The organism is Listeria kieliensis (assembly GCF_003369925.1).
Classification (GTDB): Bacteria; Bacillota; Bacilli; order Lactobacillales; family Listeriaceae; genus Listeria; species Listeria kieliensis_A.
Genome location: NZ_LARY01000002.1, coordinates 1,038,847 through 1,053,635, shown reverse-complemented (window position 1 = coordinate 1,053,635; position 14,789 = coordinate 1,038,847). Strand labels below are relative to the sequence as shown.

Sequence of the window (14,789 nt, the reverse complement as noted above, 5' to 3'; positions counted from 1 at the left end):
AAAGCAAGTACTTACTTAATTAGAGTATAGCAGAGCCTTCCAAAATGTTCAAGCTACTTATTTTTTGATCTTGTAGAGGCTTACATTTCAATAAATGTGACAACTTTTTGTATATCTATGAATTGAAACTGAATTGTAATCTTTTTTGGATGGTTATCAGACTAAAAACGTGCGATAATAAAAAGGATGACAAAAGTCTGTAAATTATTGAATAGTAGAGGTGAGCATTCATGAACGTAAGTAGAAAAGAGAGAATCGAAGCCGCTAAACTCCAAGAAAAAGATCAACACAAAAAAGACGCGCTAAAAAAAGGCGTGGCACTGGCTGGCTTCACAGCTGCAGCAAGTTCCGTTATCGTTCCTGCCTATGCAACAACTGTTAGCGCTGATGAAGTGGCAGCAAACAATCAAGATAAGGGAGTTCACACACCGGCAGCAGAAGAGCCATCATCACAACAAAATGTAGAAGCAACTTCTGTGGCACAGCCACTAGCGAGCTATTCCGCTTCTGCAACTTACAGCAACATTCAAAAAACAACGATGCGTTCCACCGCAACGGTCCAAGGTTTCATTAACCAAATTAGCGGCAGTGCATCGCAAATTGCGTCTCAAAACGACTTGTATGCTTCCGTTATGATGGCACAAGCTATTTTAGAAAGTGCTTACGGAACGAGTATGCTGGGTGCAGCACCAAACTATAACTTGTTTGGTATCAAAGGTTCTTACAATGGTCAATCCGTCTTAAAACAAACGATGGAAGATGATGGAAAAGGAAATCTTTACCCCGTAAATGCTTATTTCCGCAAATACCCTTCTTATCATCAATCACTTGAAGACTACGCACGCGTTATCAAAGGCGGACCATCGTGGAATTCAACTTATTATGCTGGCGTGTGGAAAAGCAATACCAGTTCATACCTAGACGCAACAAAAGCGTTGACAGGTACATACGCAACAGATACAAGTTACAGTGTAAAGCTCAATAATTTGATTAAAACGTATAACCTCACGCAGTTTGACACACCAGGAAGTGGAAATGTTGGTTCTTCAGCTGATGTCTTTTATACGGTTAAAAAAGGCGATACTTTGTGGCGTATTGCAACACGTCATAGTATTTCCGTTGCGGCACTAAAATCCATGAACAACTTAAAATCCAACACGATTTATGTAAACCAAAAACTAATCGTGAAAAAAGGAACAGTGATCGCACCACCAGCTCAAGGTGGCTCAAATCCTGGAAACTCAAATGTAGGCAGTGGTTCTTCTGCTCCCGCAAAAACTTATAAAGTAAGCTCTGGCGATACTTTGTGGCGCATTTCGAGCAAATTTGGTGTTTCTCTGGCTAACCTAAAAAGTTGGAACGGCTTAAAATCTGACGTTATCCACGTTGGACAAGTCTTGAAAGTTTCAGCTGGAACAAATGGTAATGTGAGCGCATCAAAACCTGGCAATAATAGTGCTCAAGCTTCTTACTACACCGTAAAAAAAGGAGATACCCTTTGGAGCTTGGCATCCAAAAACAAAACTTCTGTTGCTAAAATTAAATCGCTAAATAAATTAGCTTCCAACACCATCTATGTTGGTCAAAAATTACGCGTAAAATAAAATGTTAAAATAGCCGAGTGAAGCTTTTCCGCTTTACTCGGCTTATTTATGTTCATCTATTACTCCTCTTCCTTTTTCTTGCGTGATTTTCTGCCTAATACATACACGCCGATCAGAAGAAGAAGGACAAGAATCACGCCGCCAATCACATACCACATTGTGTAGTCTCGTTCCAGTTCGACTGCCTTGTCGTTCCACTTGGCTGCTTCATCTCGTTTGATTTCAAAGTTCTTCGTAAACGTCCATTTTTTCCCGCTGCCCCATGCTGTTAAATGAAGCGTATACTTCCCGGGTTTAAATTCCTGATTGTTCCAATTGATCCCGTAATTAAAATTAGAATTGGGTGCAATCCGCATATTTTCTTTCTTTTCTTGGAATAAAACCTGATCCTTACCCCGCTTTGTCACCTTCGCGTCCACTTTAAAATCTTGGATAATCACTGGTTTTGTATTTTGTAAATTCGCCTTTAGTACATTGCGGTAATTAATTTGAGAAGGCTTGATCGCATTCAGTTTTAAATCCGGTTGAACCGTTTTTTTCGTTTCCACTAGCCGCACGCCAATCACGTACGCATAGCGGTTTTCAATTTGTACATTTTCATCCTTCTTCGTTTTTTGTTTCTTGCTTTCTTGTTCCTTAAAATGGAGGCCACCAAGTACAATTCCATCAAAGGATTCCTTTGGCATCGTCACCTTGATCTTCACCGTTTTTTGCCCGTGCGCGGGAATCGTCGTGGTTTGTTCCACGTCCGCGAGCTTCGAAAACGGATATTTCAAAGTTTGATCGAGCTTGGGATTCGCTTGACTGTAATCCACAATCCCATTATCATTTGTAATTGCCGTATTCGCATGATTCTCAATTGTAATGGCTTTGTTTTTCGCATTCGTCAAAACCACACTTAGTTCTTGCACTTGCCCCGGTTTCATCTCTAAATCAAAATACGTTTTCGTTTTATCCACTTGGTTCGCTGGAAGAATCGTATTCACCGAAAAGCCCATTGAACTTTCCGCTTTTGCCCCTGTTGGACCGCTAAACAGCAAAAAGCAGCCTACCAGTAAAAAGGAAATGATCCACCATTTTTTCTTCATTTTTCAAAACTCCTTCCACTTCATAAACAACTTGCGGAGTGCTTTTTCACACTCCGCAATTGCCTATCAGCTTCTTTTTTAAGGCGCCGAACTCAGCGTCCACGTCAGCGTAGACGTATAAGTCTCATCCGCCAGTTTCACCGTCTCAGCCGGCACATGAAGCGTAATCTTCGTATTTTGCGCACCCGCGCTACCTGCCGAATCGCCAAATGCCGCCGTCCAAACCGACATGCCTTCACCCGCCGCAGCTGCTACTAAAAGCTGTGGGCTAGAACCGACGGTAAGGCTTGGCACAATTGTACTCGGCGTATATTTTGAGTCCAACTTGGAACGCAAAGTGGTCCCTGAAAGCGTAAGAGCTGCGCCCGTAAGCTCCGCGCCCGAAGTGGTTGTAAATGGCGTTCCGCTCACTTCCAGGTTCCAGCCTGCATTAAGACCTGTATTGTCCGTTACTTGCACAAATTGCGGGACGTAAAGCGTTGTGCCATCCGAAGTTCGTTTCACTTCTGAAAACGGTGGATGATACGCCATATCCTTCCCGAAAATCTTCTGTTTCCCGAATGAAATCCGCGAAGCAAAATCAATCCGAAGCGCACCAGTTGTTGGCGTCACCGGATCCGTTGGCGTCACGTCTTCCCCCGGGTTAGTCGGATTAACAGGAGGCGTTGTGCCATCCACATCTGCTGTGAATTGAACGCTAGAATCACTCGTATTATCGCTTACCGCCGCATAGGTTGTTGGTGCACCCAGAAAAATGGTTATTCCGAGAACGATTAACAGCGAGAAACCTTTCCCCGTTTTCATCATTTTCACCTTCTAATCAAGCTGGTGTATCTGCAAGTGTCCAAGTTAGTGTTGTTGAATATTTGCCTTCGATTTTAGCAGTATCTCCAGGAACAGATAGTGAGATACTTTTCGCTGCTTCTGTCACATCCTTACCAAATGTATCAAACCAAGTCCCCATCCCTTGATTAGCTTGCGCAACGATTGCATCAGCAGAAGTTGTACCATCTGGGTTAAGTACAATTTCACTTGCTGTTGGTGTATTTGCATCTGTTTTCTTGCTTGACTTTAATGTTGGATTGATTAATTTAAGTTTTGCTCCAGTCAGTTCACTTGATCCATTTTTAAATTGCGCATCTTGTACAACTGTGAGCTTCCAGCCTGCATTTGAACCACGGTTATCCGTAATTTGAACAAAATTTGGCTTTTCATTGATGTCTCCAGTTTCCGTGTCTTTTAACTTATCCAAAGATGCATAATAAACTTCATCATTCCCAGAGATCTTTTGTGTTCCAAAATGGATTGTCGAAACATAATCGATGCTTAGTGGTCCACTTGTTGGCGGTGTGATCTCAGGATCTGTTGGTTCAACTGGTTTGTCTGTATCTGGATCTTTCGGACCACTTGGATCTGTATTTTTTTCAAAAGTGACATCTCCTTTGGAAGTCGTTGAACCACCATCAACCGCAAAAGCGGTATAACCTGTTCCTGATACCCCTAAAATAGTAACGAGTCCTAGTGCTGTGATTTTCAATGTTTTGTTCATGTTTTTCTTCTCCTTTTTTGGTTTAATAGGGTGAATCTATCATTTCCCAAGTCAACGTAGTCCGGTAATGACCAGCTTGTTTTTTCGTTTCCTTGGGGAGGATGACCTGAATACTTTTTTTAGCTTGTTCTGTACTGCTTCCAAATGTGTTGAGCCACGTTCCTGCACCAGTTCCTGCCGGAGCAACGATGACGTCACTAGCACTTTTACCGCTTGCATCTAACACGATTTTTTTTAAATTCCGCGGTGTTTTTTTGTTCGTCGCACTTTTTAATGTGCTGTTTAAAAGAACCATTTCGGCACCTTCTAAAACAGTCTGATCACTTCTTAATTGACCATTTTGTTTCACTGTCAGCCGGTATCCGCCTAAAGTTCCGCGATTATCTGTCACTTGGACATAATTCGCAACTTTTTTAGAAGCACCGCTTGCAAGTACTTTCACAGGTGTTAAGGCTGCATAATAAGTTTCTGTTCGACCTGTGATTTCATGAGACCCAAACTGAATGTTCGAGGCAAAATCAATACTAAGCGGTCCCGGTGTTCCAGGATTTGCTGGTGGAACTGTTTCAGGCACAATTTCCTCTCCAGGATGATCTGGATCCACTGGTTTTGTTCCTCCGGCGTTTTTAGTGTAAGTCAGATCCGCTTTTGATTTTGTTGTCGAACTCCAATCCGCTGAATAAACTAAAGGTTCCGGTGAAAATACAGTTAAGCAAAGCACAGCTAGTAAAAAACAAATGAATTTCTTGCAAAGGCGTTGATTCTTTCGGGTAGCAAGTAAATAGATGCCAAGACCGCCTAGCAGAAGCAATCCACTTAAAATGCTCCACCAATCAGAAACATCTCCAGTATGTGGTAAGAGTCCTGATTGATTTACAGATGCATCTTTCCCAGAAAATACTTTTCCAGAACTAGCCGTATCTGGCTTAACAGGATGACTTGGCTTTTCCTTCTTATCCGGAACCACAGGCGGATCTTTACTCTCGGCTGGCTCTTTTGGCTGTTCACCGGTAAGGGTAAGTCCAACATCTGACTCATAGCTTGCTGCAGAAACCACAAACGGTGTGAAGCTTGACAATACGACCAACGAAAGCAGACAAAACACTAAATATTTTTTCATCGTTAGCCTCCTTTTTATGGCGTATTTTCAAGCGTCCAAACGATTTTTGTTTGATACACTTTACCGCTTCGAATATTTCCCGGGAAAAGATCGAGCATTAGGCCCACATTTCCTGTTGGATTTAAATTAACTTCCGTCAAACCTTCACTGGCAGTTTCTTGATTGAAAACCGGTGTCGTTCCTTGCTCATTGATCGGTTCGTATTTAACTGTCCCATCTGCACCTTTCATCGCGATCACTAAGCTGTCTGGGAGTTCATCGGCTTCATTCGTTTTAAATGGCGATTCGAGCATCGCTGTTAATTGCCAACTTGACGGATCAGACCGATCATCATTCACGACAACCTTTGCTTCATTTTCCGGTTTCAATTGTTGCTCATACGAACGAATTTGCTGCGTTCCGAATTGGATTGTATTCGGAATTTCAGAAATACTGAGTGTTCCCGGCGTCACGATCGCTGTAATTATTTTTTCTGCATCTTTCACCTTAACTTTTATGGTGTAAGTTCCTGCTGCTTTCGCGAAGCCTCCTCGATCTGCAACCGTAATCTCAGCTGACAAATCGGCTCCATCTGGAACTCCCCAAGCCTTTGCTTTTGCTTGGCTAATAATGAACGCATCCCAGTCTGCTTCTGAAGTTGGCACTTGCTTTTCCTTCACAACAAAATCACTCGCTTGAATCATTGCTTGTTCAGCAACCGTTGTGTCGCCATCTTTCACAAAAACCGGAACAACAATAACCACGTGATTCCCTGCTTTATCCGTGATTGTCACTTCCGCCGTTGAGCTACCAACTGCAGTTAAGTCAGGAACCTTGGTGATTACATACGTCAAATTATCGTCTCCTACCCCTGCATTATCTTGCACATTTGTGACAAGAGACTTAGCATCTGTCGTGAACGCCTCATTGAGATTAACAATTTGTTTCACCGCTTCTGCGCTTGGTGGCGTCGTATCTTGAACGACCTTAGTATCTGATTGCTCACTTTTGTTTCCTGCCGCATCCGCTGAAATCGCATAATAGCCCACATAAGGCGCAAGAGGTTTATCCGAATCAGCAAGCACAAGTTCGTAATTTCCCGAAGCATCTGCATTCACTGACCCAAGAACTGCCTTATCTGATGCCCGGTAAACGGTGACAAGACTATTTGCTTCTGCTTTCCCGGTCAGACTGGCATCCACATCCTTAATAGCATTCAAGCTAGGCTTATCTGGCGCCGTTTCATCAGCTACAACGGTTGATGCTGTAGCATCTTTGCCATCCAAATATGCGTAAGCTGAAACTGTGTTTCCTGCCGTTAAGTAATTTCCTTCTGGAAGTACAAAAACAAACTCACCTGTCGCGGAATCTGCTTTAACATGGTATTTTTTCGTATCCGACTCTGCTTGCGCAGCAATCGTTCCCTCTGGAATTGCGCTATCTCCAGATAATAAAACCCAAGCGCCAGGATTTGCAACGCCTCGAATAACGTGACTATTCGTATTCGCCGGATTATCTGCAAGCGGGTCAAGTGAAACTTCTACATCCGCAATGTGTTCAAACAAGACACGTTTAAAATTTTGCGTCCGATAGTTCGCTGCAAAATCTACGGCATTTGCGTTCACAATACTATTACCAGTTGCAGAGGTTACATTGGCTCCCGTGTATTTAACCTGCATATCATACATTGGAAACCAATCATAAGTAGGCGTGTCATTTCCAGCATCTGCTGCTGTCCATGCTTTAACTCGTTGAATGGATGCACTAAATGTCCCACTAGCCATATAAATGACTCGCGTATTCGCATTCGTGTTTCGTCTAGCATCCAAATCAATTTCGCCTGCATCTACAAAATTAAAAGTTGATGTTGTACCAATGGATATTAAATTTTTTGCACCTGAACCATCTGATGAAAGTTTAAACACACCTTTTTTCCCAATGACGAACGAACTGTTACTGCCTGTTTTCACTAGACTTCCCGTACCAGTACCTTGATTATTTGCCATGATCGTCAAGGATGCTCCATCTGCAACATTAAACTCTGCTCCAGTTCCAACGTTAATCGGATTCTTATTATACGCATCTGTAAACGGACCATTCATATCTAGGTTCAGCGATGCTCCATCGTGAACCAACAGTTTCGCATTACTTCCAAGTGCGATCCCACCACGAGTTGAATCCTTCGGTGTCGTGATATTCACTTTTGCATTTTTAGCAATGTCCACATTTCCGTTTGCTTGGATAGTCGTCCATGTCCCCTCACCAGAAAGACCGTTTCCTCCTCCAGTTAGGTTAAGTTCAGCACCTTCTTGAATTGTTGCCGTCCCTGTTGCACCACCTGTCCCAAGCATCAAAACAGTCGCATTTTCGGTCGTTCCAGTATATTTCGAACCTGCTTCAAATGTAATGTTAGTTACTTCTAAATTGGTTTGGTTAACTTGGGTCTTATATTCTACATTGTCAAATGGACTGATATACTGATTGACTGATTTATTAACCACAGTGCCTCCAACAAAGAAGTCTGCTTGATAAGAAGCTGTGAACTGGGCTCCAGTATAATTCAAATTCTGAATCGAAAATGTAGAAGCTGCTCCGATAGTTCCCGTCAAACGGATCGGACCCCAGTAGTTTTGTCCGTACATATCTAAATCCTGCACTTGAACATTGACTTTTTTAGATGCAAAATCCATCCAATAGCTTCGTCTCCTAAAATCTACTTTAACTCCTGGGTTTACCCCACGAACAGTCAAATCTCGTGCAGGAATAGTCTGATTGGATTCCCCAGCAACAGTGCTTGAAAACTGTGTAAATGCAAAGTCATTCATGACAACTACTTCTGTAATAGCTGCATTCGCCATAGCCGCATCCATTTCAGTTGCACTGGTGACATATGCGGTCGAGCCCGCTCTAGCAGTCGCCATTCTAGGCTGAATTAGCGCACTCGTTTTAGCCAAGGTGCCTGGCGGTTCTTGTTGCTTCGGCGTAAGATCTGTTTCTGCTTTTTTATCAATAACTGCAAAATTCAGTGAATTAGAATATACAGTTTTTTGTTCTTGCTGTTTTTTGATCAGCAGATCATATGTCCCACTTTTTTTAGATTTCAATATAAGCTCAGCCTTCTTTTCTTTAAAGGCTTGGTATGGAATTGTAATCTCTCCGCTTGCTTCATCGAACTTAATAGCTTTGTTTTCATTTTCAAGCTGTGTTTCTTGATCCATAAAAACAAGGTTTTTCGGAAGTTCCAAGGTTAATTGATCACCTTCCGCCAAACCCTCATCGCTGACTGTTAATTGAAACGTTTCATCTGTAAAAGCATATTCTTTTTCTGCAGAAAGTGTAATTTTCTTTGATGCATAGGCATGATCCAAGAAACCACCAATTCCATTTACACCAAGTGGTAGTGCTAAACCAAAAATCAAAGCTAAGCAGCCAACCACAAAATAATGAAACCTTCTCCGTTTACCCAAAATCTCACCTCGTTTCTGCAATGTGATTTTGCTTACCCCCTTTTCATCGACAAGTCCAAGATGACAATTTTCAATAGCATTAAAATAAACCAAATCTTCAGTTTAAAACACTAAAAAGCATCTACAAAAGAAAATTGTTAGGACATTTGACTAGAATCGACTTGTGATTTGTGAAAAGAAATAAGATAAACTCATTTCTTGTAAGCAATTCCATTATATCATGAGTTATCCTCAAAAAAAGTAAATTCTTATACATTTAATTGGTGATTTTCTCCAAAATGTGTCGAAAAGTTCACAAAAATAGGACTTGACATCACAATTTTAGCCATTGTTCCGCCAAGTCCTTTTCTTAAAGAAAGATACAAAGTAACGTTTTTAGAAATGATGGAAGCTTTCAACCGGCATTACGAAAACCGTTGCTCCACCTACTTGCACTTCAATCGGGTAAGGAACGTAAGTGTCCACCGTTACACCAAGCGAAGCTGAAGGAGTCATCATTTGTTCCCTTGCTTTACAGTTGTCCCGGATGATGTCAAGTGCATCCTCCACACGATCATCCTCAACCCCGATTAGGAAAGTTGTATTCCCCGCTTTCAAAAAGCCACCAGTTGTTGCCAATTTAGTTGCCCCGAATTTATTTTCCGTTAACGCATCGGAAAGGCGGTTGCTATCTTGATCCTGTACAATTGCAAAAATCAACTTCATCAATATCATCCCCTTAAAAAAGTAAAAATACCTTTTTTCTATTATATCAAAACTTCAAGCGAGACTTTACTAATTTGCATACCTCTCACACCATTTAGTCCCATCTCTTGTCACTTGATAGTTTTTAAAATATCCGCCAAAATCGCATCCGTGATTTCATCAGGTGAACCAGTACCATCGATTCGAACAAAGCGCTCTGGAAACAATTTGATAATTTCCTCATAACCTTGTTGCACCTTGCTATGGAAGGCAATATCTTCCTGATCTAGGCGATTAATCTCGCGTCCCTTATTTGCGGCAATCCGCGCCAAGCCAATCTCCGCCGGCACATCAAAATAATACGTCTTATCAGGAAACGTGTCTTCGATTGCAAACAAATTGATGTCAAGAACCTCCTGAATTCCAATTGAGCGTCCCGCACCTTGATATGCAAGCGAACTATCGACAAAGCGATCACAAAGCACATGTTTCCCGCTCTCAAGTGCTGGACGAATCGTTTCCACCACATGCTGCCGCCGCGCTCCCGCAATAAGTAGCGCTTCCGTCCGCGGGTCCATTTCCTCATTTCCAATCCCGAGCACAATATTTCGCACCTTCTCAGAAATCCGGCTTCCTCCCGGTTCACGCGTTTTAATAAAATCGAGCCCCGCCGCACTCATCTTTTCTTCAAGCAAGGCCGCTGCCGTCGTTTTCCCCGAGCCATCTGGTCCCTCGAGACTGATAAAAATCGCCATTTATTTCCTCTCCTTCAAGCAAATTTCACCCCCTGATTATATCACAAAAAAACCTCGATGAATCCCTCTTTCAACCTTTTTCCCCCGTGAAAATGTCTGCCACGAACTTGCTTCAAATAGTTGATTTGCCTTTCCGACAACTTTTCTCCGCGCAGAACGCCAGGAATCCCCGGTGGATAGAGCGCCACATTTTCTGCTGCGACGGCTCCCGCCGCTTCATCCAGAGGTAAAAACGCTGTCTCCAAATTAGCCATCTGCTGATACGGGACCCAAAGTCGGCTCACATCCGGAACCGCCAAATCCAGCATCCGTGATTCCCCTTGGCGGGCGTCGCCTTCCCCCCATTTTATTCGCCCAAACGGCGTAAAATCCATGCCTTTATTCAAAAGTGGCAAAATCAAAAGCACTTGCTTAGCATCCGCTAGTTCTGGATAGAATCCAGCTTGCTCCAACTGTTCCGCGATTCGATAGCCAGAAAAACCTTTTTTCCGCACAATCAATTTCAGCGGATCATCCGGACAAACCACTTCAAGTTCTTGTTTCTCCAAAAATCGTAGCCATTTCGCGCGCATCTTCCAAAACGCCTTAAAATCTTCATCCGAATAAAGCGCCACATAGCATCGTGCCACATCCAAAGAAGCCATCACCATATAAGACGGACTGCTCGACTGCACCATCTCAAGATAGCGCCGCACATCCAGTTTATCCGTATTCACATGCAAAAAAGCCCCCATCGTAAGTGCCGGAAGCGTCTTATGAGCAGACTGCACAACCGCATCTGCCCCAGCCCGAAGTGCTTCCCTTGGAAATTCATCACTCGCAATAAAATGAGCGCCGTGTGCCTCATCCACAAGCGCAAGCGCCCCGTAACGATGAGCCACCGCTACAATTCGGTCTAGCTGAAAAACGGCTCCATAATAATTCGGATAGGTAACAATAACGGCGCGCACATCCGGATTCGCATCCAAAACTTGCTCCAACAGCACTGGATCTAGTCCAGCGGCCGTCCCAGTCACCGCATCTTTTTTCGGCTCAATAAAAATCGGATTCGCACCAGCTAGTTCAAGCGCATGAATCACTGACTTATGTACATCCCGCGCCACAATCGCCGAATCGCCATGCCGAAGTGAAGCAAGAATCATCGCAAGATTCCCACTCGTTGATCCACCGACTAAAAAGAAGCTCTCCCGTGCCCCGTAAGCATCCCTGAGTAACTCCTCCGACTTCAAGATGACACTTTCAGGATGATGCAGATCATCCATGCCATTAATTTCCGTCAAATCATACCTCAAAATTTCTTGCCAGTCGCCACCGTACAAGGCACCATTTTTGTGTCCTGGAACGTGAAGTGAAACTGGATTTTTTTTAATATGTTGCTCGATCGCCTGAAGAAGCGGTGTTTCCTCTTGACTTATCATCACAACCCCCCCTTTTTTCATGCCCCTATTGTATCACTTCCGAGCCTTTAAAACGAATATTGTAAGCAATTTCAAAAATAACGTTTCAACCTTTTCTTTCTAGGGAATTTTTAAGTGTAAAACCATCTTTTTCAAGGAGGAGTTAGGGCTGATGAAAAAAATAATCAATGGTACAGATCAAGTCGTTGAACAAATGGTGGAAGGCCTCGCAAAGTCACATCCAGATCTGATCGAACGTATTCCTGATACACGAGTTCTTGCACGTATTGATAAACGGCCCGGAAAAGTCGGTCTCGTAAGCGGAGGCGGATCTGGTCACGAACCCGCGCATGCTGGTTATGTTGGACAGGGAATGCTTTCTGCAGCCGTTTGCGGCGATGTTTTCACTTCACCAACGCCGGACCAAATTTACGAAGGAATCAAAGCTGCCGATCAAGGCAAAGGTGTGCTCTTAATCGTCAAAAATTACACAGGTGACGTGATGAATTTTGATATGGCGAAAGAACTTGCAGAAGGTGATGATATCAAGGTCGACCAAGTGATTGTTGATGATGATATCGCCGTTGAGGACAGCACATTTACAACTGGGCGCCGCGGCGTAGCGGGAACCGTTTTAGTACACAAAATCGTCGGTGCTGCCGCAGAAGCTGGAGCGAGCCTTTCCGAACTGAAAGCGCTTGGCGAAAAAGTAATTCGTTCCATTAAAACAATTGGTGTGGCGCTTTCGCCTTGTACCGTGCCAGAAGTTGGTCACCCCGGATTCGAACTGGGCGCTGATGAAATCGAACTTGGAATCGGCATTCACGGGGAACCAGGATTTAGCCGTGAGAAGATTATGCCGTCGTATGACCTCGCCAAGCAACTACTTGCCCGGATCGACAAGGAACATCAATTCGCTTCTGGTGACAAGGTTGTGGTTCTTGTAAACGGAATGGGTGCAACGCCACTTATGGAACAATATATCTTTTCAAATGATGTCCATGAATTACTAGGCGAAAAAGGAGTAACTATCCAAAAAACCATCGTCGGAGACTACATGACGTCGCTTGAAATGGCTGGTTTGTCGCTCACTGTTTTAAAACTTGAAGATGAAAAATGGCTTGAACTACTTGATTTCCCTGTACAAACGATCGCATGGAAATAATGGAGGAGGATGAAGGATGGCTTTAGATAAAGAATGGGCAATTCAATTTTTAGATGATTTTGCAGATCGCGTTATCGAAAATAAACAGTTACTAAGCGACTTGGACCAAGCGATCGGTGATGGTGACCACGGAGTAAATATGGCGCGAGGCCTTACGGAACTGAAAAAAGCTTTTTCAGAAAAAACGCCCGCTACTTTAAAAGATGTATTTAAGACGACAGCGATGACGCTCCTTAGTAAAGTCGGCGGTGCTTCCGGCCCGCTGTATGGCTCTGCTTTTTTAAATATGAGTAAAAAAATTGATTCGGATACACTCACAAAAGATCAACTCCCTGATATTTTTGAAGCTGGTCTTGAAGGAATTGAAAATAGAGGAAAATCGCATGCTGGTGAAAAAACGATGATTGATGTTTGGGAACCTTCGATCAATGCGATGCGCCAAGATGAATTCACAAGTGATGCCATTGAAGCGGCTCTTCAAAAGACCAAAGATATGAAAGCAACAAAAGGTCGGGCATCTTATCTCGGCGAGCGTTCCATCGGGCATCTCGATCCTGGCGCTTATTCTTCCAGCTTGCTGTTTCAAGCATTATTAAAATCGGAAGGAGCGGAATAACCTATGAAAGAGTATGGCATTGTGATTATTTCTCACTCAAAAGATGTAGCGAAAGGTGTTTCAGATATTATCAGCCAAGTGGCAGCTGATGTTTCGATTACTTATTCAGGCGGCACAGATGATGGCGGCATCGGAACAAGTTTTGACAAAGTAAACGAAGCCTTCGAAAAAAATTCTGCTGAAAAAGTGTATGCTTTTTATGATCTTGGTAGCGCGAAGATGAATATTGAAACGGTTATGGAACTTTTAGATAAGGAAATTATTCTTTTCAATGCGCCAATATTAGAAGGTGCTTATGCGACGGCAGCGCAAGTTCAAATGGACGAGAAGCCGGAAGTCATCAAAGAAAATTTAAAATCCATCGAAATCAAATAGTGGAAGTAATACCGGCGAAGCCTGTTTCACGTGAAACAGGCTTCGCCTTTTCTCGTGCAAGATTTTTCGTTTTTTGGTATTCTGAAATGGAGAATGGAGTGGAGGGAAAATAAATGAAATCTTTTACGGATAAAGTACGTTTGAACAATGGTGTTCTCATGCCACGGCACGGTTTTGGCGCCTATAAACTGGTTGATGAAAACGAACTGCATCGCTCGCTTGAAGCGGCTGCACTGGCAGGTTATCGCTTATTCGATACTGCTCAATTTTATCACAATGAAAAATATATCGGTGATTTTTTCCGCTCCTCAAACTTGAACCGAGAAGACTATTTTATTACAACGAAGGTTTGGAATACGGAGCAAGGTTACGATAAAACGCTAAAGGCATTCGAGAACTCGCTTAAGCGTTTAAAGGTTGATTATATTGATCTTTATCTCGTGCACTGGCCAAAAATCGAACCCTTTTTTGAAACTTGGAAAGCCTTGGAACGTCTTTATGACAAGGGCTTAATTCGCGCAATTGGTGTTTCCAACTTTGAAGCACACCACCTTGACCGCTTGATGACAAAAGCCAATGTGCTTCCTGCCGTTGACCAGCTGGAAACACATCCTTACTTCCCGAATCACTTGCTCCATCGTTATTTAGAAGAGTTGGGTATTGTCCACCAAGCGTGGAGTCCACTTGGCCGGGGCGTTGCTTTAAAAGAACCGGCACTCAAGAAAATCGGGAAAAAATACGGCAAAACGCCGGCCCAAGTTATCCTACGCTGGCACGTTCAAAATGATATCAGTATTATTCCAAAATCAGAAAAACCTGAGCGAATCCGCGAAAATGCTGAGATTTACGATTTCGAACTTTCTCGTGAAGAAATGCTTATCATTCAAAAACTCAATCGCGGAGAACGTGTTAGCCACGCGCCGGATGTCGTTTACGTCCGCACAGAACCCGAAGAATTTTGATCCAAAAAGAGCTTTGTTGCAAGACTTG

General features: G+C 43.1%; 13 protein-coding genes. 5 read left to right on the top strand and 8 right to left on the bottom strand.

Annotated elements, in window-relative coordinates; translation table 11 throughout:
* The first annotated feature begins 230 nt into the window (after positions 1-230).
* On the top strand, positions 231-1,604 hold the full coding sequence (locus UR08_RS10940; protein WP_115753662.1) for a LysM peptidoglycan-binding domain-containing protein: 1,374 nt from the start codon (positions 231-233) through the stop codon (positions 1,602-1,604).
* 59 nt (positions 1,605-1,663) lie between these two features.
* Here UR08_RS10940 and UR08_RS10935 read toward each other — a convergent pair whose 3' ends face one another.
* From UR08_RS10935 to UR08_RS10900, 8 genes are all read right to left on the bottom strand, one after another.
* Positions 1,664-2,692: a WxLIP family cell surface protein gene (locus UR08_RS10935; protein WP_115753661.1), complete on the bottom strand. Its 1,029-nt coding sequence runs from the start codon at positions 2,690-2,692 to the stop codon at positions 1,664-1,666.
* A gap of 78 nt (positions 2,693-2,770) precedes the next feature.
* Positions 2,771-3,499: a WxL domain-containing protein gene (locus UR08_RS10930; protein ID WP_115753660.1), complete on the bottom strand. Its 729-nt coding sequence runs from the start codon at positions 3,497-3,499 to the stop codon at positions 2,771-2,773.
* A 13-nt stretch (positions 3,500-3,512) separates the two neighbouring features.
* Positions 3,513-4,241, bottom strand: a complete 729-nt coding sequence (locus UR08_RS10925; protein WP_115753659.1) for a WxL domain-containing protein — start codon at positions 4,239-4,241, stop codon at positions 3,513-3,515.
* 22 nt (positions 4,242-4,263) lie between these two features.
* A complete protein-coding gene (locus UR08_RS10920) occupies positions 4,264-5,361 on the bottom strand; it encodes a WxL domain-containing protein (protein WP_115753658.1) in 1,098 nt (365 codons plus the stop codon).
* Between the two features lie 14 nt (positions 5,362-5,375).
* Complete coding sequence (locus UR08_RS10915) at positions 5,376-8,807, bottom strand: pectate lyase-like adhesive domain-containing protein (protein ID WP_133296350.1); 3,432 nt, start codon at positions 8,805-8,807, stop codon at positions 5,376-5,378.
* Positions 8,808-9,182: 375 nt separating this feature from the next.
* Positions 9,183-9,512, bottom strand: coding sequence for a cyclic-di-AMP receptor (locus UR08_RS10910; RefSeq protein ID WP_036074397.1), 330 nt, complete (start codon positions 9,510-9,512; stop codon positions 9,183-9,185).
* Positions 9,513-9,622: 110 nt separating this feature from the next.
* Entirely contained in the window at positions 9,623-10,246 is a 624-nt protein-coding gene (gene tmk, locus UR08_RS10905; RefSeq protein ID WP_115753656.1) for a dTMP kinase, read from the bottom strand.
* Positions 10,247-10,287: 41 nt separating this feature from the next.
* The gene (locus UR08_RS10900) at positions 10,288-11,664 is read right to left on the bottom strand and encodes an aminotransferase class I/II-fold pyridoxal phosphate-dependent enzyme (protein WP_115753655.1); all 1,377 of its coding nucleotides are present in this window, start codon (positions 11,662-11,664) and stop codon (positions 10,288-10,290) included.
* 151 nt (positions 11,665-11,815) lie between these two features.
* Here UR08_RS10900 and dhaK point away from each other — a divergent pair, with 151 nt between their 5' ends.
* From dhaK to UR08_RS10880, 4 genes are all read left to right on the top strand, one after another.
* A complete protein-coding gene (gene dhaK / locus UR08_RS10895) occupies positions 11,816-12,808 on the top strand; it encodes a dihydroxyacetone kinase subunit DhaK (protein WP_115753654.1) in 993 nt (330 codons plus the stop codon).
* 16 nt (positions 12,809-12,824) lie between these two features.
* A complete protein-coding gene (dhaL, locus tag UR08_RS10890; protein ID WP_115753653.1) occupies positions 12,825-13,424 on the top strand; it encodes a dihydroxyacetone kinase subunit DhaL in 600 nt (199 codons plus the stop codon).
* 3 nt (positions 13,425-13,427) lie between these two features.
* Positions 13,428-13,799 carry a dihydroxyacetone kinase phosphoryl donor subunit DhaM gene (dhaM, locus tag UR08_RS10885; RefSeq protein WP_115753652.1) on the top strand — a complete coding sequence of 124 codons (372 nt, stop codon included), beginning with the start codon at positions 13,428-13,430 and terminating at the stop codon, positions 13,797-13,799.
* A 113-nt stretch (positions 13,800-13,912) separates the two neighbouring features.
* A complete protein-coding gene (locus tag UR08_RS10880; RefSeq protein ID WP_115753651.1) occupies positions 13,913-14,761 on the top strand; it encodes an aldo/keto reductase in 849 nt (282 codons plus the stop codon).
* Positions 14,762-14,789 lie beyond the last annotated feature (28 nt).

Coding starts and splice junctions, on each gene's coding strand:
- UR08_RS10935 (WP_115753661.1), bottom strand. CDS start 2,692: ATGAAGAAAAAATGGTGGATCATTTCCTTTTTACTGGTAGGCTGCTTT.
- dhaL (WP_115753653.1), top strand. CDS start 12,825: ATGGCTTTAGATAAAGAATGGGCAATTCAATTTTTAGATGATTTTGCA.
- UR08_RS10940 (WP_115753662.1), top strand. CDS start 231: ATGAACGTAAGTAGAAAAGAGAGAATCGAAGCCGCTAAACTCCAAGAA.
- UR08_RS10920 (WP_115753658.1), bottom strand. CDS start 5,361: ATGAAAAAATATTTAGTGTTTTGTCTGCTTTCGTTGGTCGTATTGTCA.
- UR08_RS10880 (WP_115753651.1), top strand. CDS start 13,913: ATGAAATCTTTTACGGATAAAGTACGTTTGAACAATGGTGTTCTCATG.
- UR08_RS10910 (WP_036074397.1), bottom strand. CDS start 9,512: ATGAAGTTGATTTTTGCAATTGTACAGGATCAAGATAGCAACCGCCTT.
- tmk (WP_115753656.1), bottom strand. CDS start 10,246: ATGGCGATTTTTATCAGTCTCGAGGGACCAGATGGCTCGGGGAAAACG.
- dhaK (WP_115753654.1), top strand. CDS start 11,816: ATGAAAAAAATAATCAATGGTACAGATCAAGTCGTTGAACAAATGGTG.
- UR08_RS10925 (WP_115753659.1), bottom strand. CDS start 4,241: ATGAACAAAACATTGAAAATCACAGCACTAGGACTCGTTACTATTTTA.
- dhaM (WP_115753652.1), top strand. CDS start 13,428: ATGAAAGAGTATGGCATTGTGATTATTTCTCACTCAAAAGATGTAGCG.
- UR08_RS10900 (WP_115753655.1), bottom strand. CDS start 11,664: ATGATAAGTCAAGAGGAAACACCGCTTCTTCAGGCGATCGAGCAACAT.
- UR08_RS10930 (WP_115753660.1), bottom strand. CDS start 3,499: ATGATGAAAACGGGGAAAGGTTTCTCGCTGTTAATCGTTCTCGGAATA.